19 protein-coding genes are annotated in these 18,599 nt (G+C 65.9%); 9 read left to right on the top strand and 10 right to left on the bottom strand.

Going from position 1 to position 18,599, the window contains the following annotated elements:
• The 3 genes from dnaG to ON44_RS09405 form a co-directional block, all read right to left on the bottom strand.
• Positions 1–1,563 (bottom strand): DNA primase (dnaG, locus tag ON44_RS09415; RefSeq protein ID WP_040688047.1); only part of this gene is annotated, 1,563 nt, incomplete at its 3' end.
• A gap of 46 nt (positions 1,564–1,609) precedes the next feature.
• Positions 1,610–2,851, bottom strand: coding sequence for a deoxyguanosinetriphosphate triphosphohydrolase (locus ON44_RS09410; RefSeq protein WP_040688046.1), 1,242 nt, complete (start codon positions 2,849–2,851; stop codon positions 1,610–1,612).
• 6 nt (positions 2,852–2,857) lie between these two features.
• The gene (locus ON44_RS09405; RefSeq protein ID WP_051181805.1) at positions 2,858–3,541 is read right to left on the bottom strand and encodes a YdcF family protein; all 684 of its coding nucleotides are present in this window, start codon (positions 3,539–3,541) and stop codon (positions 2,858–2,860) included.
• Positions 3,542–3,726: 185 nt separating this feature from the next.
• Between ON44_RS09405 and ON44_RS09400 the strand changes: the two genes are divergently transcribed.
• The gene (locus tag ON44_RS09400) at positions 3,727–4,596 is read left to right on the top strand and encodes an NAD(P)-dependent oxidoreductase (protein ID WP_040688100.1); all 870 of its coding nucleotides are present in this window, start codon (positions 3,727–3,729) and stop codon (positions 4,594–4,596) included.
• A 3-nt stretch (positions 4,597–4,599) separates the two neighbouring features.
• Here ON44_RS09400 and ON44_RS09395 read toward each other — a convergent pair whose 3' ends face one another.
• Positions 4,600–5,274, bottom strand: coding sequence for an MBL fold metallo-hydrolase (locus ON44_RS09395; protein WP_040688043.1), 675 nt, complete (start codon positions 5,272–5,274; stop codon positions 4,600–4,602).
• A 30-nt stretch (positions 5,275–5,304) separates the two neighbouring features.
• On the opposite strand from ON44_RS09395, the gene ON44_RS09390 reads away from it, so the two are divergent.
• On the top strand, positions 5,305–7,263 hold the full coding sequence (locus ON44_RS09390; RefSeq protein WP_040688098.1) for a TPM domain-containing protein: 1,959 nt from the start codon (positions 5,305–5,307) through the stop codon (positions 7,261–7,263).
• 47 nt (positions 7,264–7,310) lie between these two features.
• On the opposite strand, the gene ON44_RS09385 is transcribed toward ON44_RS09390, so the two are convergent.
• Both ON44_RS09385 and ON44_RS09380 read right to left on the bottom strand, forming a co-directional pair.
• Complete coding sequence (locus ON44_RS09385) at positions 7,311–8,756, bottom strand: molybdopterin-dependent oxidoreductase (protein WP_157187091.1); 1,446 nt, start codon at positions 8,754–8,756, stop codon at positions 7,311–7,313.
• Positions 8,757–8,812: 56 nt separating this feature from the next.
• Positions 8,813–9,235, bottom strand: coding sequence for a MarR family winged helix-turn-helix transcriptional regulator (locus tag ON44_RS09380; protein WP_174415024.1), 423 nt, complete (start codon positions 9,233–9,235; stop codon positions 8,813–8,815).
• Between the two features lie 48 nt (positions 9,236–9,283).
• On the opposite strand from ON44_RS09380, the gene ON44_RS09375 reads away from it, so the two are divergent.
• Positions 9,284–9,679, top strand: a complete 396-nt coding sequence (locus tag ON44_RS09375) for a PPOX class F420-dependent oxidoreductase (RefSeq protein ID WP_040688039.1) — start codon at positions 9,284–9,286, stop codon at positions 9,677–9,679.
• 12 nt (positions 9,680–9,691) lie between these two features.
• On the opposite strand, the gene ON44_RS09370 is transcribed toward ON44_RS09375, so the two are convergent.
• On the bottom strand, positions 9,692–10,957 hold the full coding sequence (locus ON44_RS09370) for a phthiocerol/phthiodiolone dimycocerosyl transferase family protein (protein WP_245567076.1): 1,266 nt from the start codon (positions 10,955–10,957) through the stop codon (positions 9,692–9,694).
• 72 nt (positions 10,958–11,029) lie between these two features.
• Here ON44_RS09370 and ON44_RS09365 point away from each other — a divergent pair, with 72 nt between their 5' ends.
• Positions 11,030–11,656 (top strand): TenA family protein, encoded by a 627-nt coding sequence (locus ON44_RS09365; RefSeq protein WP_051181804.1) that lies wholly within the window; start codon positions 11,030–11,032, stop codon positions 11,654–11,656.
• On the opposite strand, the gene ON44_RS09360 is transcribed toward ON44_RS09365, so the two are convergent.
• A complete protein-coding gene (locus ON44_RS09360) occupies positions 11,653–12,573 on the bottom strand; it encodes an NADP-dependent oxidoreductase (protein ID WP_040688038.1) in 921 nt (306 codons plus the stop codon). The genes ON44_RS09365 and ON44_RS09360 overlap by 4 nt on opposite strands.
• 123 nt (positions 12,574–12,696) lie before the next feature.
• On the opposite strand from ON44_RS09360, the gene ON44_RS09355 reads away from it, so the two are divergent.
• Complete coding sequence (locus ON44_RS09355) at positions 12,697–13,146, top strand: DUF1707 domain-containing protein (protein ID WP_083897750.1); 450 nt, start codon at positions 12,697–12,699, stop codon at positions 13,144–13,146.
• An 82-nt stretch (positions 13,147–13,228) separates the two neighbouring features.
• Here ON44_RS09355 and ON44_RS09350 read toward each other — a convergent pair whose 3' ends face one another.
• Positions 13,229–14,620, bottom strand: coding sequence for a glycine--tRNA ligase (locus ON44_RS09350; protein ID WP_040688036.1), 1,392 nt, complete (start codon positions 14,618–14,620; stop codon positions 13,229–13,231).
• A 194-nt stretch (positions 14,621–14,814) separates the two neighbouring features.
• Here ON44_RS09350 and ON44_RS09345 point away from each other — a divergent pair, with 194 nt between their 5' ends.
• From ON44_RS09345 to ON44_RS09335, 3 genes are all read left to right on the top strand, one after another.
• On the top strand, positions 14,815–15,165 hold the full coding sequence (locus ON44_RS09345; RefSeq protein ID WP_040688033.1) for an ArsR/SmtB family transcription factor: 351 nt from the start codon (positions 14,815–14,817) through the stop codon (positions 15,163–15,165).
• 2 nt (positions 15,166–15,167) lie between these two features.
• Entirely contained in the window at positions 15,168–15,602 is a 435-nt protein-coding gene (locus tag ON44_RS09340) for a Fur family transcriptional regulator (RefSeq protein WP_040688089.1), read from the top strand.
• 113 nt (positions 15,603–15,715) lie between these two features.
• Entirely contained in the window at positions 15,716–16,675 is a 960-nt protein-coding gene (locus tag ON44_RS09335; RefSeq protein ID WP_040688028.1) for a hypothetical protein, read from the top strand.
• Positions 16,676–16,868: 193 nt separating this feature from the next.
• On the opposite strand, the gene ON44_RS09330 is transcribed toward ON44_RS09335, so the two are convergent.
• Positions 16,869–17,846, bottom strand: coding sequence for a hypothetical protein (locus tag ON44_RS09330; protein WP_040688026.1), 978 nt, complete (start codon positions 17,844–17,846; stop codon positions 16,869–16,871).
• 102 nt (positions 17,847–17,948) lie between these two features.
• Between ON44_RS09330 and ON44_RS09325 the strand changes: the two genes are divergently transcribed.
• Complete coding sequence (locus ON44_RS09325; protein WP_040688025.1) at positions 17,949–18,569, top strand: TetR/AcrR family transcriptional regulator; 621 nt, start codon at positions 17,949–17,951, stop codon at positions 18,567–18,569.
• Positions 18,570–18,599 lie beyond the last annotated feature (30 nt).

Raw genomic sequence — 18,599 nt, 5'->3', positions numbered from 1 at the left:
GGCCCGGACAGCCGCGTAGGCCGGATGGGTGAAGGCCTCGGTCTCGATCGAATCGAAAACCGCACCGGCCATCGCCGGATACTGCAGTGCGGCACCGAGCGCTTGCCGTTGCGGCAGCAGCGTCGGGTCGTTCGGGTTCGGGCGCGCGGCGGGATGTTCGGCGACGACCGCGCTGGGCTGTTGCGTGCCTGCTACCGGGCCACGTCCGCTCGGACGCCCACCGTTGCGATTGCGCTTGGCTTCCTCACCGACCCGCCGCACCACGGTCTGGATATCGTCCCAACCGACCCAGCCCGCGAGCTTGGTCGCGTATGCCTTGCGCAGCGCGTTGTCCTTGATCTGCGCCACCACCGGCACGGCGCGGCGCAGCGCCTCCACCTGTCCCTCGGCGGTGTCCAGGTTGTGGTCGGCGAGTAGGCCGCGAATCACGAACTCGTACAACGGGGTTCGCCGGGCCACCAGGTCACGCACGGCGCCGTCGCCGGAATGCTGGCGCAGTTCGCACGGATCCTGGCCGTCGGGCGCGATGGCGATGTAGGTCTGCCCGGCCAACTTCTGGTCGCCCGCAAAGGCTTTCAGCGCCGCCGCCTGTCCGGCCGCGTCACCGTCGAAGGTGTAGATGATTTCGCCGCGCCAGAAGTTGTCGTCCATGAGCAGTCGGCGCAACAGGGCGAGATGTTCGTCACCGAAGGCGGTGCCGCAGGAGGCGACGGCGGTTTTCACTCCGGCCAGGTGCATGGCCATGACGTCGGTGTAGCCCTCGACCACCACCGCCTGGTGGCCCTTGGCGATCTCGCGCTTGGCGTGGTCCAGGCCGAAGAGGACCTGAGACTTCTTGTACAGCAGGGTTTCCGGCGTATTGATGTACTTGCCGGGCATGGTGTCGTCGTCGAAGAGCTTGCGCGCACCGAAGCCGATGACGTCACCGCCGAGATTGCGGATCGGCCACAGCAGCCGCCGGTGGAAGCGGTCGATCGGGCCGCGCTGCCCCTGCCGCGACAGCCCGGCCGCCTCGAGTTCCTTGAAGTCGAAGCCCTTGCGCAGCAGATGCTTCGTGAGCGCGTCCCAGCCCGCGGGGGCGTAGCCGCAGCCGAATTGCTGGGCGGCATTGCCGTCGAAGTTGCGGTCGGTCAAATACTTGCGCGCCACCTCGGCGTCGGGCTCGCGCAGTTTGGCCATGTAGAACTCGTGTGCGGCGGCATTGGCGGCGACCAACCTGGCCCTGGTGCCGCGGTCACGCTGCACCGAGGTGCCGCCGCCCTCGTAGTTGATCTGGTAGCCGATCCGATCGGCGAGCTGCTCGACCGCCTCGACGAAGCCGACGTGCTCGACCTTCTGCAGAAAGGCGAAGACGTCACCGCCCTCACCGCAGCCGAAGCAGTGGTACAGGCCGTGGTTGGGCCGAACATGGAACGACGGCGACTTCTCGTCGTGGAACGGGCACAGGCCCTTCATGGAGTCCGCGCCTGCCCGCTTCAGCGCGACGTACTCCCCCACTACATCCTCGATCCGGACGCGTTCGCGTATTGCCGCGATATCGCGATCTGGGAGTCGTCCGGCCACGGCGGTCAGTCTAGGCTAGTCCGGCCTCGACACGCCCAGCGGCTGGTCACGCGGCTACCCGCTCCAGCCGACTCTCGGTATAGGACGCGATCTGGTCGACGATTACCCGGACTCGCGCGGTGTCGTCGGTCGCGGCGTGCCACCACGGAAGCAGCAGCGGGTCCAGCCCGTACGGTGCCGTCGCCAGCAGTCGGTTCGCGACCGCCTGAATCCGCTCGCGCTGCACAGCCTGACGCTGCTTGTGCACGAGATCGGACATGACGTAGCGCAGGGCGACGGTTTTGAGCATCGCGACCTCGGCGGCGACGACTGGCGGAACCTCGAGATCCGCGGCATAGCGGGACACCACCGAGCGCCCGGCGACCTCCCGCGTGGCCATGATCGCAGCCGTGGCGAACCGGCCGACCAGTTCACTCGTGAGGCGCTTCAACGCGACCGAACTGGCGAGGGTGCCGTCGTAGCAGGCGGCTTCGGCCACCACCGGCAGTTCGGAGAGCCGCTGGGCGGCACCGATCAGGTCGTCCACCGAAAGCGTGGGGTGTTGGCCGTGTCCGAGTTCGGCCAGTGCCGCCTGTTCGGACGGATCGGCGAGCGCCCGCAATTCGATGCGCCCCGCGATTACGCCGTCCTCCACATCGTGCACCGAGTACGCGACATCGTCGGACCAGTCCATGATCTGGCATTCGAGGCTCTTGCGGCGATCCGGCGCATCCTTGCGCACCCATTCCAGCCGATCCAGATCGATATCGTAGGCACCGAACTTGGTGCCCGAACCTGTTCTGCCCCAAGGGTATTTGATGGCAGCGTCGAGCGCGGCGCGCGTGAGATTCAAACCCGCGCTCGTGCCGTCCGCATCCAGAACCTTCGGTTCCAGCCGGGTGAGGATACGCAAATTCTGCGCATTGCCCTCGAACCCGCCGTACGCGTCGGCGAAGAGATCGAGGGCCTTCTCGCCATTGTGGCCATAGGGCGGATGGCCGATATCGTGCGCCAATCCGGCCAGATCGACCAGATCCGGATCACAGCCGAGACCGTCGGCGATGCTGCGCCCGATCTGGGCCACTTCGATCGAATGGGTCAAGCGTGTGCGCGGGGTGTCACCATCACGCGGCCCCATGACCTGGGTTTTGTCGGCGAGTCTGCGCAGGGCCGCGGAATGCAGCACGCGAGCGCGGTCGCGGGCGAATTCGGTACGGTGACCGGTTTCGAATTCACTGCGCGGCGGGCCGAGTCCGGCGGTTTTGGCTCCCTCCACCACCATTCGCTCGCGGTCGTGCTCGGTATACATCGAATCTCACTGTCCCGCTGAGTATTTGAAGTCCGACGAGAAGTGTGTGAGCTGATACCAGAGCAAAGCGCCTGTCTCCCTTGCGATTCCGTGCGCCTGCGACTCTCTGGTGTAGACGGCGGGGCCGGTCCGAGTCGGCGCCGTCCAGGCCTCCAGCCCGGCATCGCGCGCCATGGTCCTGGTGCGCAGCGAATGCCACGGATCGCTGACCAGCACCGCCGAGGACATCTCGCGGGCGCTCATGGCGGTCGCGACGGCCTCGATGCTGCGCAAAGTGTCCGAACCCGTTTCCACGGCGAGGATCCGGTCGCTCGGTATGCCGCGCTCTTCCAGATAGTTCTTGCCGGAGGCGGCCTCGGTGTACAGATCGCCCTCTTGCTTACCGCCCACGGTGATCACCCTTGGTGCGACACCGGCCTTGAACAGTTTGTAGGCCTGGTCCAGTCGCGCCTCGAACACCGTCGACGGGGTGCCGGAGTATTGCGCGGCGCCGAGTACGACGATCGCGTCGGCCTTGGTGTAGTCGTCGATTCGCGCGACCTGCCAGACCCGGAATGCCGTGCCGCCGACCAGCACCGTGCCCATCACGATCGTGCCAACGACCAGCCGTCGCGCCCAGCGCACCAGCCCGCCTCCGACGCTGCGGGCTGCGCCGGATCCGGGAGCCGAGGCCAGGGTCGCCGAATTCATCTCACCAAGTTTGCCAGGTCACCCTCGACGAGAACGTAACCGGCGGATATCGATCGGCCCACACTTACCTTTCGGTTAGTACTGAACTTATTAGTCAGTACTTGTCGATAGTGCAGCAGGTATCCAGAATGAGTTCCGGCGCCAACCCGGCCTTCGGGCATCTCGACACTTTGAGGAGTGGACAAATGACGACATCCGTGACGGTCCTCGGGCTCGGCGCGATGGGACAGGCGCTGGCCGCGGCGTTCGTACGGGCCGGACACCCGACGACGGTCTGGAACCGCAGTGCCGGCCGGGACGTGGAACTCGTTGCGGCAGGGGCGAAGTCGGCGCAGACCGTGGCCGAGGCGGTGACCGCAGGCGATCTCGTGGTGGCCTGCCTGTTGGACCATCGGTCCGTGCACGAGGTACTCGACCCGGTCACCGATATCCTGGCCGGCCGCGCACTGGTCAACCTGACCAGCACCGAGCCGCGCGGATCACGTGAACTGGCCGAATGGGCCGCGAATCACGGCATCGACTTCCTCGACGGCGGCATCATGGCCGTCCCGCCGATGATCGGCGGGCCCGGCTCGTCCGTGCTCTACAGCGGCTCGCGTCAACTCTTCGACAGCCATCGCGCAACTCTCGAATTGCTCGGCAGCGCCGAGTATTTCGGCACCGACGCCGGGCAGGCCGCACTGGTCGACTTCGCCCTGCTCGCCGGGATGTACGCCATGTTCGCGGGCTTCTATCACGGTGCCGCCATGGTTCGCACGATCGGCATTTCGGCCGAGGAATTCGGCCAACGCGCATCCGGCTGGATCGCCGCGATGACCGGATCACTCCCGAGGGCCGGAGCCACCATCGACTCCGGCGATTACTCGAAACCTTTCCAGCCCTTGGTTTTCACCAAGGCAGCCGTGGATGCCATCGTGTCGGCCAGCCGCGATGCGGGCGTCGACCTGGACATCGTCGGCGCGATCAGGAATCTCGTCGATCGCCAGGTCGCCGACGGCCACGGCGCGGACAGCAGCGAGCGGATGTTCGAAAGCCTCAACCCGCGCGCCGCATAAGACCTACCAGCCGCGTTCTCGCCATTCGCCGAGGTGCGGGCGTTCGACGCCGAGCGCGGTGTCATCACCGTGACCGGGATAGACGACGGCGTCGTCCGGGTAGCGATCGAAGATCTTGGTGCTGACGTCGGTGTAGAGGGAGTTGAAATCGTCCGGGTTGGTGGTGCGGCCGACTCCGCCCGGGAAAAGGGAGTCGCCGGTGAACAGGTGCACGCCCGGACCGTCTACCAGGGCGAGGGCAACCGAACCCGGGGTATGTCCGCGCAGGTGGATGACCTCGAAGGCAAGGTCGCCGACCTCGATGAGGTCGCCGTCGGCCAGTAGCCGGTCCGGGCGCACCGGGAGTGGTTCGGCATCGAGTGGATGCGCGGCGGTCGGTGCGCCGGTGGCGGCGGCGACCTTTTCCAGGGCCCACCAATGGTCCCGATGCTGATGGGTGGTGACAACCAGGGCGACACGGCCCGGCGTCTCCTGGTTGACGAGTTCGATTATGCGGTCGGCTTCGTTGGCGGCGTCGATGAGCAGTGCCGCGCCGGTGGCGGTGCACTGCACCAGATAGCAGTTGTTGTCCATGCCACCGACGGACATTTTGATAATGCGGGCACCGGGGACGTCCCGCTGTTGCGGATTCGATCCAGGGGACACGTGACCGGTGTACGGCAGGTCGATCGTGATCACGCTTCGATGCTAGCCAGCTACATTCATCCCATGCCGTTGATAGCGCCGATTCGTCGAATCCGCTGGTTCGCCGCGGTGGTCCTCAGCGTTGCGTTTCTCTGTGTCGCGCCGGTCGGCGCCGAGCCACCGCTGCGGATGGGATCGTACGTCGTCGACTCGGCGCAGGTACTCGATCAAGGACAACTCGATCGGGTGTCCGCGGCGGTCGACGATCTCTACGCCGATCAGCAGATCCGGCTCTGGGTTGTCTATGTGCACGATTTCAACGAGATGAGTCCGCAGGCGTGGGCCGCTCGCACCGCGACCATGTCCGGATTCGGTGAGCGTGATCTGTTGCTGGCCGTCGCCACCCAGGATCGCGCGTATTGGTTCAACGGCGAGTTGCCGAGCAGTGTCAGCGATTCCGAGTTGGACGGCGTATTGACGCGCGATGTGGAGCCCGCGCTGCGCGACGGCCGGTGGGCCGACGCCGGGGTAGCGATGGCCGATGGGCTGGACTCGGTGATGCGCGGTGGCGGGGTCAGCCTACGGACGCTGCTGATCGTAGCCCTGCTGATCGTGCTGATTGTCGTTGCACTGGTGCTGTATTCGCGCAAGCGGCGCGCCGGCCGAAGGCGTGCCGAGTTGGCGACAGCGCGGCAACTGGATCCCGATAATTCCACCGCGCTCGCGGCATTGTCACTGGATGCGTTGCAAGATCGGTCGAAGGAGGTGTTGGTCGAGATCGACAATTCCGTGCGGACCAGCGCCGAGGAGTTGGCGTTGGCGACCGGTGAATTCGGCGATACCGCGGTCACTCCGTTCAGCACCGCCCTGGCCAATGCGAAATCGGCTGCCGCCAAGGCATTCTCGATCAGACAGCAGCTCGACGACAATATTCCCGAGACGCCGGATCAGCAGCGCACCATGCTGGTCGATCTGATCGGCACGGTCGGGCGGGCCGATCGGGAACTCGACGCTCGGGTAGCCGACTTCGATGCGATGCGGGATCTGCTCATCAACGCATCCGCTCGCTTGGACGGACTGACAAGGGATTTGGTCGAATTGACCGGACGCGCACCCGGTTCGGAGACTGAACTCACCCGGCTCGCCACCGCGTATCCGGCCAGTGTCCTCACGCCGGTACGAGACAACGTGACCATGGCGCGCGAGCGAATCACCTTCGCGGAGCAGAATATCGACGCGGGACGCTTTGCCATCACTCAACCGGTCGGCAAACAGGGCGGTGCGGTCGCCGCGATCCGAGCCGCGGAGGGCGCAGTGGGACAGGCGCGCGCACTGCTCGATGCCGTCGACAATGCGGCGACGAATATCCAGCAGGCGACCGATGGACTGCCCGCCGTCCTCGCCGAGCTGCGCGCGGATATCGACACCGCGAAGGAGCTTTCCGGCTACGGCGGTGTCGACCTGCACGCCGCCATCACGGCGGCGGAAACGGCCCTGACCATCGCAACCGCCACCGCGACCAGCGACCCATTGGACGCCTTCCACGACGCCGTCGCGGCCGACAACGCGCTGGACCTCGCCAATGCCGCCGCCACCGACCGCAAACTGGCCGCCGAGGATCTACAGCGCCGACTCGACCGGGCGCTCACCGATGCCCGCGCCCGGATCGGCGCGGCAGCCGACTACATCAGCACCCGACGCGGCGGCATCGACGCACAGGCACGCACCCGCTTGTCCGAGGCACAGCGTAATCTCGATGCGGCACAACAGCTTTCCACCAGCGATCCGGCGCAGGCCCTGACCAGCGCGCACACCGCCGCCGACCTGGGTGCTCGGGCATTGCAGGAGGCGCAGGCCAGCGTGCGGGCCTGGGAGAACAGCCAACCGCCATCGGGCACGGCGCAGGCGGGTGCGGTACTCGGCGGAATCCTGATCGAAGGACTATTGCGCGGTGCCACCCACCAACGCTCCAGCGGCTACACCCCCGGTTCGTTCGGCGGTTCCAGCGGATCCCGCCGCATCAGCCGAGGCGGCCGATTCTGAGGGTTGACCCTCAGTAATGGGAACCCATCCACACCTGACAGCCGCGGTCAGATCTCGAGGGTGACGGTGTGGAAGCCGGTTGGGCCGGAGGGGAAGGGTGAGCGCGAGGTGCCGTCTTGGACCTCACCGGAGCGGCTGATGGCGCGGGCCTGGATGGTGTGTTCCCCTGCGGGCAAATCGACGGTGGTGCGCCAGCGACGCCAGGCGGTGGGGGCGAGTTCGGTGCCGAGATCGACTGGGCGCCAATCGCCTTCGTCGATGCGGAGCTCTACGGACTCGACGCCGTGCGGCGGCGCCCATGCGACACCGGCGATGCTGGTGGCGCCCGGGGCCGCACGGCCCGGCGCGGTGACGTCGACGCGGGCCTGCGGTGTCACCCAGATCGGATCCGACGGCCAACCGCGCTTCCACCAGTAGTCGATGTGGCTGTCGTCGGTGAGTTCCAGTTCGGCAAGCCATTTCGCGCCGGTGTACTGGCCGTAGAGGCCGGGCACGAAGACGCGAGCGGGGAATCCGTGCTCCGGGGCGAGCGGCTCGCCGTTCACGCCGATCACCAGATATCCGGGCCACGCGCCGGAGCGCAGCGGTTCCACCGGCAGTGAGATGGTGTAGCCGTCGACCGCCCTGGTCACCAGCCGGGTCGCACCGGTTTCGGGGATCGCGTGGTCGAGCAACTTGGCCAGCGGAACCCCGTACCAGCGGCCGTTACCCGCGCGACGCTCACCGGGCCGATTGTGCACGCATACCATGACCGCATCGAATTCCACCGCGTCCGCGGCCAATTCGGCCAGCGACAGACGCAACGGATGCGCGACCTTGCCGGTGACCGACAGCCGCCAGCGCGTCGGATCGATCCGCGGCGGACTCAGATTGACATCGGCGACATAGAAACTCCGGTTCGCGGTGATCAGCGACGACAGTCCGGGCTCGTCCTCCAGCCCGTCCTGCGGCACCATCGAAATCCCGCCCAGCAGGCCGACCCGGCGGATCGCATCGCGCTGCCTGCGGTCGTAGTCACGTATCAGCGCCCGCGCCCCGGCCAGCAGTCCGGCGCCTGCGCCCGCCCACAGCAGCGCGCCGAACAGTCCATGCGGGCGTCTGCGCAATCCGAGACCGAGCACACCCGCGGCGGCGGCCGCACCGGCCACGGTGGCGGGCGAGCGGGTCGGTCGACGGAAACCCAGAGCGGCTGCGGCGGCACCGAAGGCGGCGACGGCAGGCGTACGCGCCTGATCGGACAGCGCTCCGAGCCCGACGGTGGCGGCGACCGTACCGACCCCGACGCCTAGGCGCGTCACGGCCTTATCGTGCTTGCCGGACAGTGCGACGGTCGTTTCGACCACCGGCACCGGCGCGGTATCGGCCATGACACGACCGATGGCGTCGATCAGCGAATCACCGCGCAAGGCCGCGATCAACTCGCCGACGCCGAGTGCCCCGACACCGATCGCGGCGGCACCGAGCACACCCCCGCGTTCTCCGTTCGTCCGCACCGTTCGAACACCCGCTTTCCTCGATCACAACGCATTCGCTACGAACCTACCGCCCCTCACTCCTGCAGCGCCTCGGTGAACCGGGCCAGCAACTCTCGCAACTGTTCGCGCTCCCGCGCACTGAAGGCGGCGGCCACGCGGCGCTCGATGGCGGCGGCCTTGGCATCGGCCTTGGCGAAGGCTTTGCGACCGGCGGGGGTCAGGCGGGTTTCGAGCACACCGCGGTGCCATGGATGCGGTGTCCGCTCCACGAAACCGCGCTCCTGCAGATTCTTGAGCACCACTGTCATCGCCTGCGGCGTCACCATGCATTCCCGGGCGAGGGCGGCGGCGGAGACGCCCGGGTTCTCCGACAGCGCGTAGAGCGCCGCGTACTGCGGCACCGTAAGCGGTTTGACCGCCTCGTGTTTGACGGCCATCAGCTCCTGCTCGGCGCGCTTGAGGTCCAGACCGAGCCGCTGCTCCGCAGGCAATTTCATAAGTGTCAAAGATAGCTGAACTATCAAAGCTTTGATAGTCTTTGAAGTATGGACAACCCCGTAATCCCCGAGAGCCACGCCGATTTGCTATCGCGACCGCTGTTCGCCCATCTCGCAACGCTGAACCCGGACGGCACTCCGCAGGTGACGCCGGTATGGCAGGTGTGGGATGGCGGGCGCCTGCGCTTCACCACCACGATCGATCGACGGAAGGCCGTCAATACCAAGCAGAATCCCGAAGTCGCGGTGAGCATCAACGATCCGGAGAAGCCCTACCGCTACCTCGAGGTCCGCGGCGTCATCGAGGCCATCGAACCCGATCCGAACGGGGAATTCTTCGATGTGCTCGCGCGCCGCTACGACCTGCCGTATCAGCGTCCGGTCGCCGACCATCCGCGCCGGGTCGTGCTCGTCATGCGCCCGACGCACGCCACATACCAGTAGCAGCATGCGCCCTCAGGAGCTGACGGCCTCCCCAGCGAGGGCCGTCAATTCGTCGCGCACCGCGGGCACGAGCCGGTCGGCATCGCCGCCCAGCACGCCGACGGTCAGTCGGCCCTCGAAGGTGTAGACCAGGAAGGTAACTGCCGCCGAGGCGCCCGCGGAGGGACGCGGATGAGCGGAGACGTACACGATTTCGTAGTCGGTGAGCGCGATATTCGCGGGGATGCGGAAGGCCGGCACGGCACCGGTATTCGTCACCGCGATGTGTCCGGCCAGGGAATGGATCCGGGTTGGGCCGAAGTAATCCGGAAAGTGCAGCACCGACTGCTGGACGATGCCCTCGGCCAGATCATGTCGCAATCGGGCCGAAATGTGTTCGGCCAGTTCGAGAATGTCCGCGGAGAGGTCGACCGCCGCGGCGAAAGAGGCCAGACCCGCCATATTGGTGCCTTCCGCGCGCGCGACCGGCGGGTCCAGGCGGGTGCGCATATCCACCGGATACAGACAGCCGAGCGGCACGGGATCGCCGGTTGCCCTGGCCTTTTCCGAGGCGAAAGCGCGCAGCAGAGCGGCGGTGATCACTCCGTTGACGGTCACTCCCGGATAGCGCCCGAGTCCGATGATGCGGGCGCTCGCCTGCTCGTCCAGGATGATGCGCCGCGGCTGGACCAGCGCGGCGGGCGCGGGAATCGCGGGTGCGCGCGGAATGACCACGGGCTCCAGCGGCTTGGTCACATCCTCGAAACCGGAGATCGAGGAGCGGGCGATGCCACGCGCCGACGCATGCCATTCCAGCGATTGCGGATAGTCGTGCGGCACAACGGTTGTCGTACCGGATTCGACGTAATCGGTGTAGAAGTCCCATAGTCGGGCGAGGAGTTCGACGCAGTGGCCCGCGTCGGCGATGCTGTGGTGGGCGAAGAGTGTCACGCGCGAGCGGCCGCGCTCGGAGCGCACGACATCCAGGTACGCCAGCTGTCCCGCCGGATCGATCGGCTCCGGAATGCGGATGGTGTCCGGATCACCGAGGCTCGCCGTCATGCCGATCTCCGGGGCGTCGCCGCGTCGTAGCAGATAGCCGCGGCCGGTAGCGTCCTCGCTGATCCGGCAGGTCACCACCGGATAGGCGCGCTGTAGTGCGGTGAAGGCCGCCCCCAACGCATTCGTATCGAGATCACCGACGACCGTGACGGATCGTCCGGTGTAGGTCGCCGCGCGCACGAAACGTTGTTCCGAGGCACCCAACACCCGCACCAAAACCTCCTCATCCCACAACACATTGCTCAGGGTGCGGCAACTACAGACCGGGGCGCAAACCCGGAGCCGCTCCGACTGAGAGAGACTGCCCACATGAGTCCCGCGGCACACATCAGTCTTACGACGCATCTGGAAGAGCTGGGTTTTCCGTTGGTGGTAGGCCAGTTGGCGCATCCGACGGTGGCGGGCATCGCCAAAGGCGATCTGCCCGAACCGGTCTTCCGGTCCTGGCTCGAACAGGACTATCTGTTCCTCCTGGACTATGTGCGGGTGTTCGCCCGACTCGCCTGGCAGGCGCCGGCTTCACATCTGGGCGATCTGGTGGATCTCGCGCACGCGACGTATCACGAGGAGCTGTCCCTGCATCGGTCGCTGGCCGCCGAATTCGGCGCGGATCTCGATGGTGCGACAAAGGGTGCGCCGTGCGCGGCCTACACCGCATTCCTGCTGGAGTCGGCCGCGTCCTACGCCGACGGACTGGCCGCGCTGTACCCGTGCATGTGGGGCTATTCGACCCTCGGCACAATCCTGGCCGAGAATCCGCCGTCGGAACCGCGCTACCGCCGCTGGGTCGACACCTACGCCGACCCCGGATTCGCGGCGCTCACCCGCCGCTGTGGGCAGATGCTCGATGAGGCGGGTGGCGATCCGGCGCGTGCGAAAGCGCTATTTCTGCAGGGCATGCGCCACGAATACGAGTTCTGGAATGTGCCCGGCTAGGGGTGCAACACGATCTTGCCGCGCGTGTGGCGCTGCTCCAGTTCGCGATACGCCTCCTGGACCTTGTCGAGCGGATAAACAGCCGCGATGGGTACCTCCACCGTGCCCGCGGCGGCCAGATCGGCAAGTTCGGCAAGCACATCGATGGTGCCCGCGGCGGCATTGCCGTCGGTCTTCACGCCGTACCTCTCGGCGGCCGCCCAGTTGATAATGGTGTCGATGCGTTCGACCGCAATGCCGAGTTCGATTGCGAGATCGACATATTCGGCACCGAACGTGTCGATGAACGCGCCGACGCCATCGGGGGCGGCCGCCCGGATCCGGTCGATCAGCCCCTCCCCATAGGCCACCGGAATCACCCCGACCTTGCGCAGCCAATCGTGATTGACCTCGCTCGCGATGCCGAGAACCGTTGCGCCCCTGGCCCGCAGGAGTTGTACGACGATCGAACCGACGCCACCCGCGGCACCCGAGACCGCGACCGTATCGCCCACTTGCGGATCCACGGCCCGCACGGCGGCGAAAGCTGTTGTCCCGGCGACATACAACGATCCGGCGACATCCCAATCCAGCTTCGAGGGCTTGAGCGTCACCTGCACGGCGGGCACCACCACGTGGGTGGCATGACTGGCCCGCTCATCGGTGTATCCGAGGACCTCGGCCCCGATCTCGATCCCGCCGACGCCGGATCCGATCTCGACGATGCGACCCGCGAAATCGGTCCCCTCACCCGACGGAAAGGTCGCGGGCCAACGCTCGTGCAGCGCGCCCGAACGGATATACCCCTCCCCCGGATTGATACCGGCCGCCACGACCTCGACGACGACCCGACCGGGTCCCGCCTTCGGCGTCGGCACCTCGACCACCTTCAGCTCTTCGATTCCGCCATAACGATCGAACTTCACAGCTCTTGCCATATCCGGCTCCCGCCTACTCGGTGACATACGCCGTCAACCGAGTAACCCCGCAGGAAATTTCCATGCACCGCCGATCTTCGCGACGCACTGCCATGGACGGCACCAGGCCCTAAGCTGACACCCGTGGGTGAGGAAAGGCTGCGGGCATCGGACGCAGACCGCGAGAAAATCGCCGAACAATTGCGGGTGGCGATGAACGACGGCCGGTTGTCGCTGCACGAATACGACGACCGACTCAAACAGGTGTATGCCGCCAAAACCTATGGCGAGCTGAACCCGCTGCTCTCGGACCTGCCCGTGCCGCGCAAAGCGGCACCTGCGGCACAACGAGTGCCGCAATGGGTCATCATCATGTGGATTCCCTGGGCCGCGGTCAACGCACTGTGCATCACGATCTGGGTGGCCACCGGCGCGGGATACTTCTGGCCGTTCTGGGTCGCGGTGCCGTGGGGGTGCGCGCTGCTGATCCCGAGCGCGATCGGCATGCTCGTCCAGTCGAACCGGAAACCTGGTGCTGAATGCACCTCCGGCGTAAGAAGCCCGCGACCCCCGGGTACGCCCGAATCCACCTAGCGGCTATGGATTCGCCCCAGGGGGCACATAGGCATGCGAAACGCCCCGCCGCAGCGCGACAGGGCGTTGCTCGCTATCGACTTCAGGCGCCGATGAGATGCTGCGCCAAATAACCCTCGACCTTGTCCAGCGCAATCCGCTCCTGCGCCATGGAATCACGCTCACGGACGGTCACCGCCTGGTCTTCGAGAGTGTCGAAGTCGACGGTGATGCAGAACGGCGTGCCGATTTCGTCCTGGCGCCGGTAACGACGGCCGATGGCGCCGGCATCGTCGAATTCGACATTCCAGCTCTTACGCAGCTGTGCGGCAAGATCTTTCGCCTTCGGCGTCAGATCCGCATTGCGCGACAACGGCAGCACCGCTGCCTTCACCGGCGCGAGCCTGCGGTCCAGCCGCAGACTGATGCGCTCCTCCATGACGCCCTTGGCGTTGGGCGCTTGGTCGACGGTGTACGCGTCGACCAGGAACGCCATCAGCGAGCGGGTCAGGCCGGCCGCGGGCTCGATGACGTACGGGGTGTAGCGCTCATTGGTGGTCTGGTCGAAGTAGCTCAGGTCATTGCCGGAGTGCTCCGAATGGGTCTTCAGATCGAAGTCGGTGCGGTTGGCGATGCCCTCCAGCTCACCCCACTCGTTGCCCTGGAAGCCGAAGCGGTACTCGATATCGGTGGTGCCCGCCGAGTAGTGCGACAGCTTGTCCTTCGGGTGCTCGAAGAGCCGCAGGTTCTCCGGGTCGATGCCGAGGTCGGTGTACCAGGCGAACCGGGTGTCGATCCAATACTTGTGCCACTCCGCGTCCTCACCCGGCTTGACGAAGAACTCCATCTCCATCTGCTCGAACTCACGGGTGCGGAAGATGAAGTTGCCGGGGGTGATCTCGTTGCGGAAGCTCTTGCCGATCTGCGCGATGCCGAACGGCGGCTTCTTGCGCGCGGTGGTCATCACATTCGCGAAGTTGATGAAGATGCCCTGCGCGGTTTCCGGGCGCAGGTAGTGCAGACCCTCTTCGGACTCGACCGGTCCGAGGTAGGTCTTGAGCATCATGTTGAAGTCACGCGGCTCGGTCCAGCGACCCACGGTGCCGCAGTCCGGGCACACCACCAGCTCCATCGAGACGGAGTCCGGATCGTCGATCTTGTGCTTGATCGCGTAGGCCTCCTGCAGGTGGTCCTGCCGGTGCCGGTGGTGACAGTTCAGGCATTCGACCAGCGGATCGTTGAATACGCCGACGTGACCGGAGGCGACCCACACCTGACGCGGCAGGATCACCGACGAGTCGAGGCCGACCACATCCTCACGGCTGGTGACCATGGACCGCCACCACTGCTTCTTGATGTTCTCCTTGAGCTCGACACCCAGCGGACCGTAGTCCCATGCCGATTTGGTGCCGCCGTAGATCTCACCACACGGGTACACCAGACCCCGGCGCTTGGCGAGGTTGGCAACGGTGTCCACCTTCGACTTGGGTGCCACTCGAGAATTCTCCATCCACTACGAGTCGGATTCGATTGCGCCGAGTCGCACGACTCGGCTGAAGATTGCCCTCCAGCCTATCGGCACCGGCCAACCGGTTTTGCACCGCACACGCCTAGTCGTCGGCGCGCTCGTTTGACATGCGCAACTGTGCATATCAAAATGGAATCGCTTTCCAATAAGGAGTTGGTTCGATGACCGCCGAGACCGCGACCGCCCACCCGCACAACCCATACCGATCACCCGCGCCGGTGCCGGTGCCGTCACGGAGCGTCCTGGAGGACGCGGGCGAGTTGCTGCGCGCCCTCGCCGCCCCGGTGCGCATCGCCATAGTGCTGCAATTGCGTGAATCGCCGCGTTGTGTATACGAATTGGTCGATGTTCTCGGTGTCACCCAACCGCTGGTCAGCCAGCATCTGCGGATTCTCAAGTCCGCGGGCGTGGTGCACGGGGAACGCTCCGGCCGGGAAGTGCTGTACGAACTCGTCGACGACCACCTGGCGCATATCGTGGTCGATGCCGTGGCCCATGCCGAGGAAGGGTGATCGTGCCAGATAAGACGGCCTTGCCGGAGAAGCCGGTGGGCATTCGCAGTACCCGCCAGCGCAGTGCGATCGCCGCGCTGCTCGGTGATATCGACGAATTCCGCTCGGCGCAGGAGTTGCACGACGAATTGCGCCGCCGCGGCGAGGGCATCGGGTTGACCACCGTCTACCGCACCCTGCAGTCGCTGGCCGATGCCGGACTCGTCGACGTATTGCGCACCGACACCGGCGAATCCGTCTACCGACAGTGCTCCACCGGACACCATCACCATCTGGTCTGCCGACACTGTGGTCGTACCGTCGAGGTCGAGGGACCGACGGTCGAGGCCTGGGCCGAAACCATCGCTGGCGAACACGGATTCACCGAGGTCAGCCACACCATGGAGATCTTCGGAACCTGCTGCGAATGCGCGAAGGTGGACCGCGCCAAAGTGTGATGGCAGTCACATAGTTAACGGCGCCGGTGCCGAGGAAGATTTCACTGCGAATCACATAACGTCCGGGGGTTCCGGGCGTCGCGCACTGAGATCGAAATCTTCTGGGAGGCAGCGTGCGATCGACCATTTTCGCGGCGGACAGACGCCGGAAAATCACCACAATCGGAGCGGCCGTACTCATCGGCAGCTCCGCCCTGCTCATGACCGCGTGCAACGACAAGGACGCCAAGTCCGGACCGACCACGACGGCGTCCGCGCAGAGCACCGTCGGCCAGGGGCAGCCGGGGGCGAAAAACGGTCAGTCGACCGTCCGCAGTATCGGCAAGACCGGATGGTACGAGGGTTTCGATATCACGGTGGACAAAGCGACCGTGGTGCCCGACGAGTTCGGCGGCGCCAAGGTGCTGATCGATATCACCTACAAGAACACCACGCCCGACAACAAGACCATCAGCAATAACACCTACCTGCAGGTCGACAAGGAGGTCGACGCCGGAGCGAGCTTCGACTCGCCGACCGTGCCCGGAAAGGGTTCGGCCACCGGAAATGTCACCACGTCGGTCAAGACGCTGCACGATGCCGAGCACCTGCTCGACACCATTACCGTGATCTACGGACAGGCCTCGGATAACCAGACCAAGATTCCGCTGAAGGCCTCGGCTCAGGTCGAAGGTGTCGCGCCGAAGACGCTGAATGTCACCGGCAAACTGGTGCAGGATCAGACGACGATCGAAATCACCGGCGGCACATTGGCTCCGAGCTACACCAAGAACGAGCGCGACAAGATGGATCTCTCGTTGCGCGTCAAGATCATTGGTGGACCCGGGATCTCGGCGGGCGGACTGAATGTCTTCTACGACTACTTCACCGTGAAAACCCCGGACGGCCAAACGATTCCGGCCGATATCCGCGGGCCGATCAACGAACTGCTGAATACCAACGAAACCATCGACAACGCAAAGAATTACGTCGTTTTCGTGGTTCCGTCTCCGGCCACCGGCACCTACGTGGTGACCTACGACGCGAAGAAGGGTGAGGGCGCCGCCCCGAACTTCTCCTTCACCATCTCCTGAGAACCTCAGTGGGCCACCATCACTCGGATGACCGAGCGATGGTGGCCCACTTGTCTCGCCGCACAGGATCCGCGCCCTCGCCGCTCCGCTCACCGGGTGTCGACGCCGAGACGATTCGGCGGCTGGTGCGCGAGCACATGACGCGGGCCGCCAGTGGTTGGCGGCCCGCGGTCGATTTCGGAGGAGTACGGGATCAGACGGCGACCGGGTCGCCCGAACGGGCCGGGGCGGGCGCCGCGGCCGAACGACGTCCGCGAAGTGCCCCTACCCCTAGGAGGGCAAGGGCGGCGAGAGCCCAGATGATAAGGACCACCAGAGGTTTGGTGGCAGCAGCGCCGTCGAAGAAGGCAACCGAGCGCAGCAGTGATGCGGCGGCGCCCGGCGGCAGCAGTTGGCCGATGGCTCCCCACGGCTGCGGCAGCAGTTCCGGAGCCGAGGTCGCGGCCGAGAACGGATTGCCGACCAGGAGCATGGTCAGCGCGGCGATACCGATGCCCGCGCGGCCGATCACGCTGGACAGGCCGACGACCGCACCGGAGACCGCGAAGGACACCAGGCCCGCGACGGCGGCCAGCGTCAGATAGGGGCCGGGAACCACCGACATCCAGGTCTGGATGATCACGATGCTCAACAACCCACCCGCGATGCCGAAGGTGATCAGTCCGATCGTCTTACCGCCGACCGACGGAATCAACAGGCTGAGCACGACACCCGCCGCGATACCGGACATGACCAGCGGCAATACCATCGCCCCGAAGGCGGTGCCGCGCGGATCGTCCGGATCGGCGGCCACCACATCTTCGACCGCCGGGGCCGGCGCACCGGACAGCTGCTGGGCGATCGCGGTGAGCTGTTGTGCCACAACGGGACTCGCGCCGGAGGCGACCAATACACGCGGTGCGCCGCCGCCGGTGATGACGGCGCCGTAGACGTCCCGGTTCTCGATCGCCTCGCGCGCTGCCGCTTCGTCGGCGGGGTTGCTGATATCGAAGGCATCGGGATCGTGCTGGGCCAGTTTGTCGGCGACCACGGCAGCCTGCGGGCCGCTGACGGCGATGGGCAGATCGCGCGGCGCGATATGGGCCGCGGGCCAGGCGAAGGCGATCAACATCAACGCCTGGAGCAGGGCCGCGGCGACACCGACACCGACTGCCCGCTGGATCGTATTCATGACGTTCTCCCGAAAATCGAATGACCGTTCTCTTTCGATGTGGATACCGTCGCACGCCCTCTCCAGCTTGTCAAGAACGAGCATTCGTTTTACTTTGGAGCCATGCCCAGAGTCAGTGCAGAACACCTGGAACGTCGCAGGCAGCAGATCCTCGACGCCGCGCAGCTCTGCTTTGCCCGCAAGGGTTTCTACGAGACCTCGATGCAGGACATCTTCACCGAATCGGGCCTCTCGGCGGGGGCTGTCTACCGGTACTTCAAGGGCAAGAACGACATCATCGCCGCCTTGGCCACCGATACCACGGTCGAGCTGCGCGCCACCATGACCAGGGCGATCCGGTCCGATCCGCTGCCGACCCCGGCCCAGGTCCTCCGGATCGTCGCCGAGTACATGGTCGCGCACAGCGGTCCGGACGGTCATGTCCGGCTCGCGCCACAGGCGTGGGCGCTGGCGCTGGTGGACGACGAGGCCGCCGAATACGTCAAGGCCGCTGTGCTCGCGATGCGCGATCGGTGGACCGAGTACACCGAGCGCATGGTGCAGGTGGGCTGGCTACCGCCCGACACCGATATTCACGCGGTCGCGACGGCGATTATCGGCCTGGTGCCGGGATTCATGTTGCAGCACTTGATCGTCGGCGACGTGGATCCGGAAACCCTGGCTCGCGGCGTAGCGACCCTGCTGCCCTTCGGCCAATTGGCCGCCCACACAGGCGACACATAGTCCGAAGTGCACTCCGGCCGTTCGACGCGA

The sequence above is a fragment of the Nocardia vinacea NBRC 16497 genome (genome assembly GCF_000308835.1).
Lineage (GTDB): Bacteria > Actinomycetota > Actinomycetes > Mycobacteriales > Mycobacteriaceae > Nocardia > Nocardia vinacea.
This window is presented reverse-complemented; position numbering and strand designations above follow the sequence as displayed.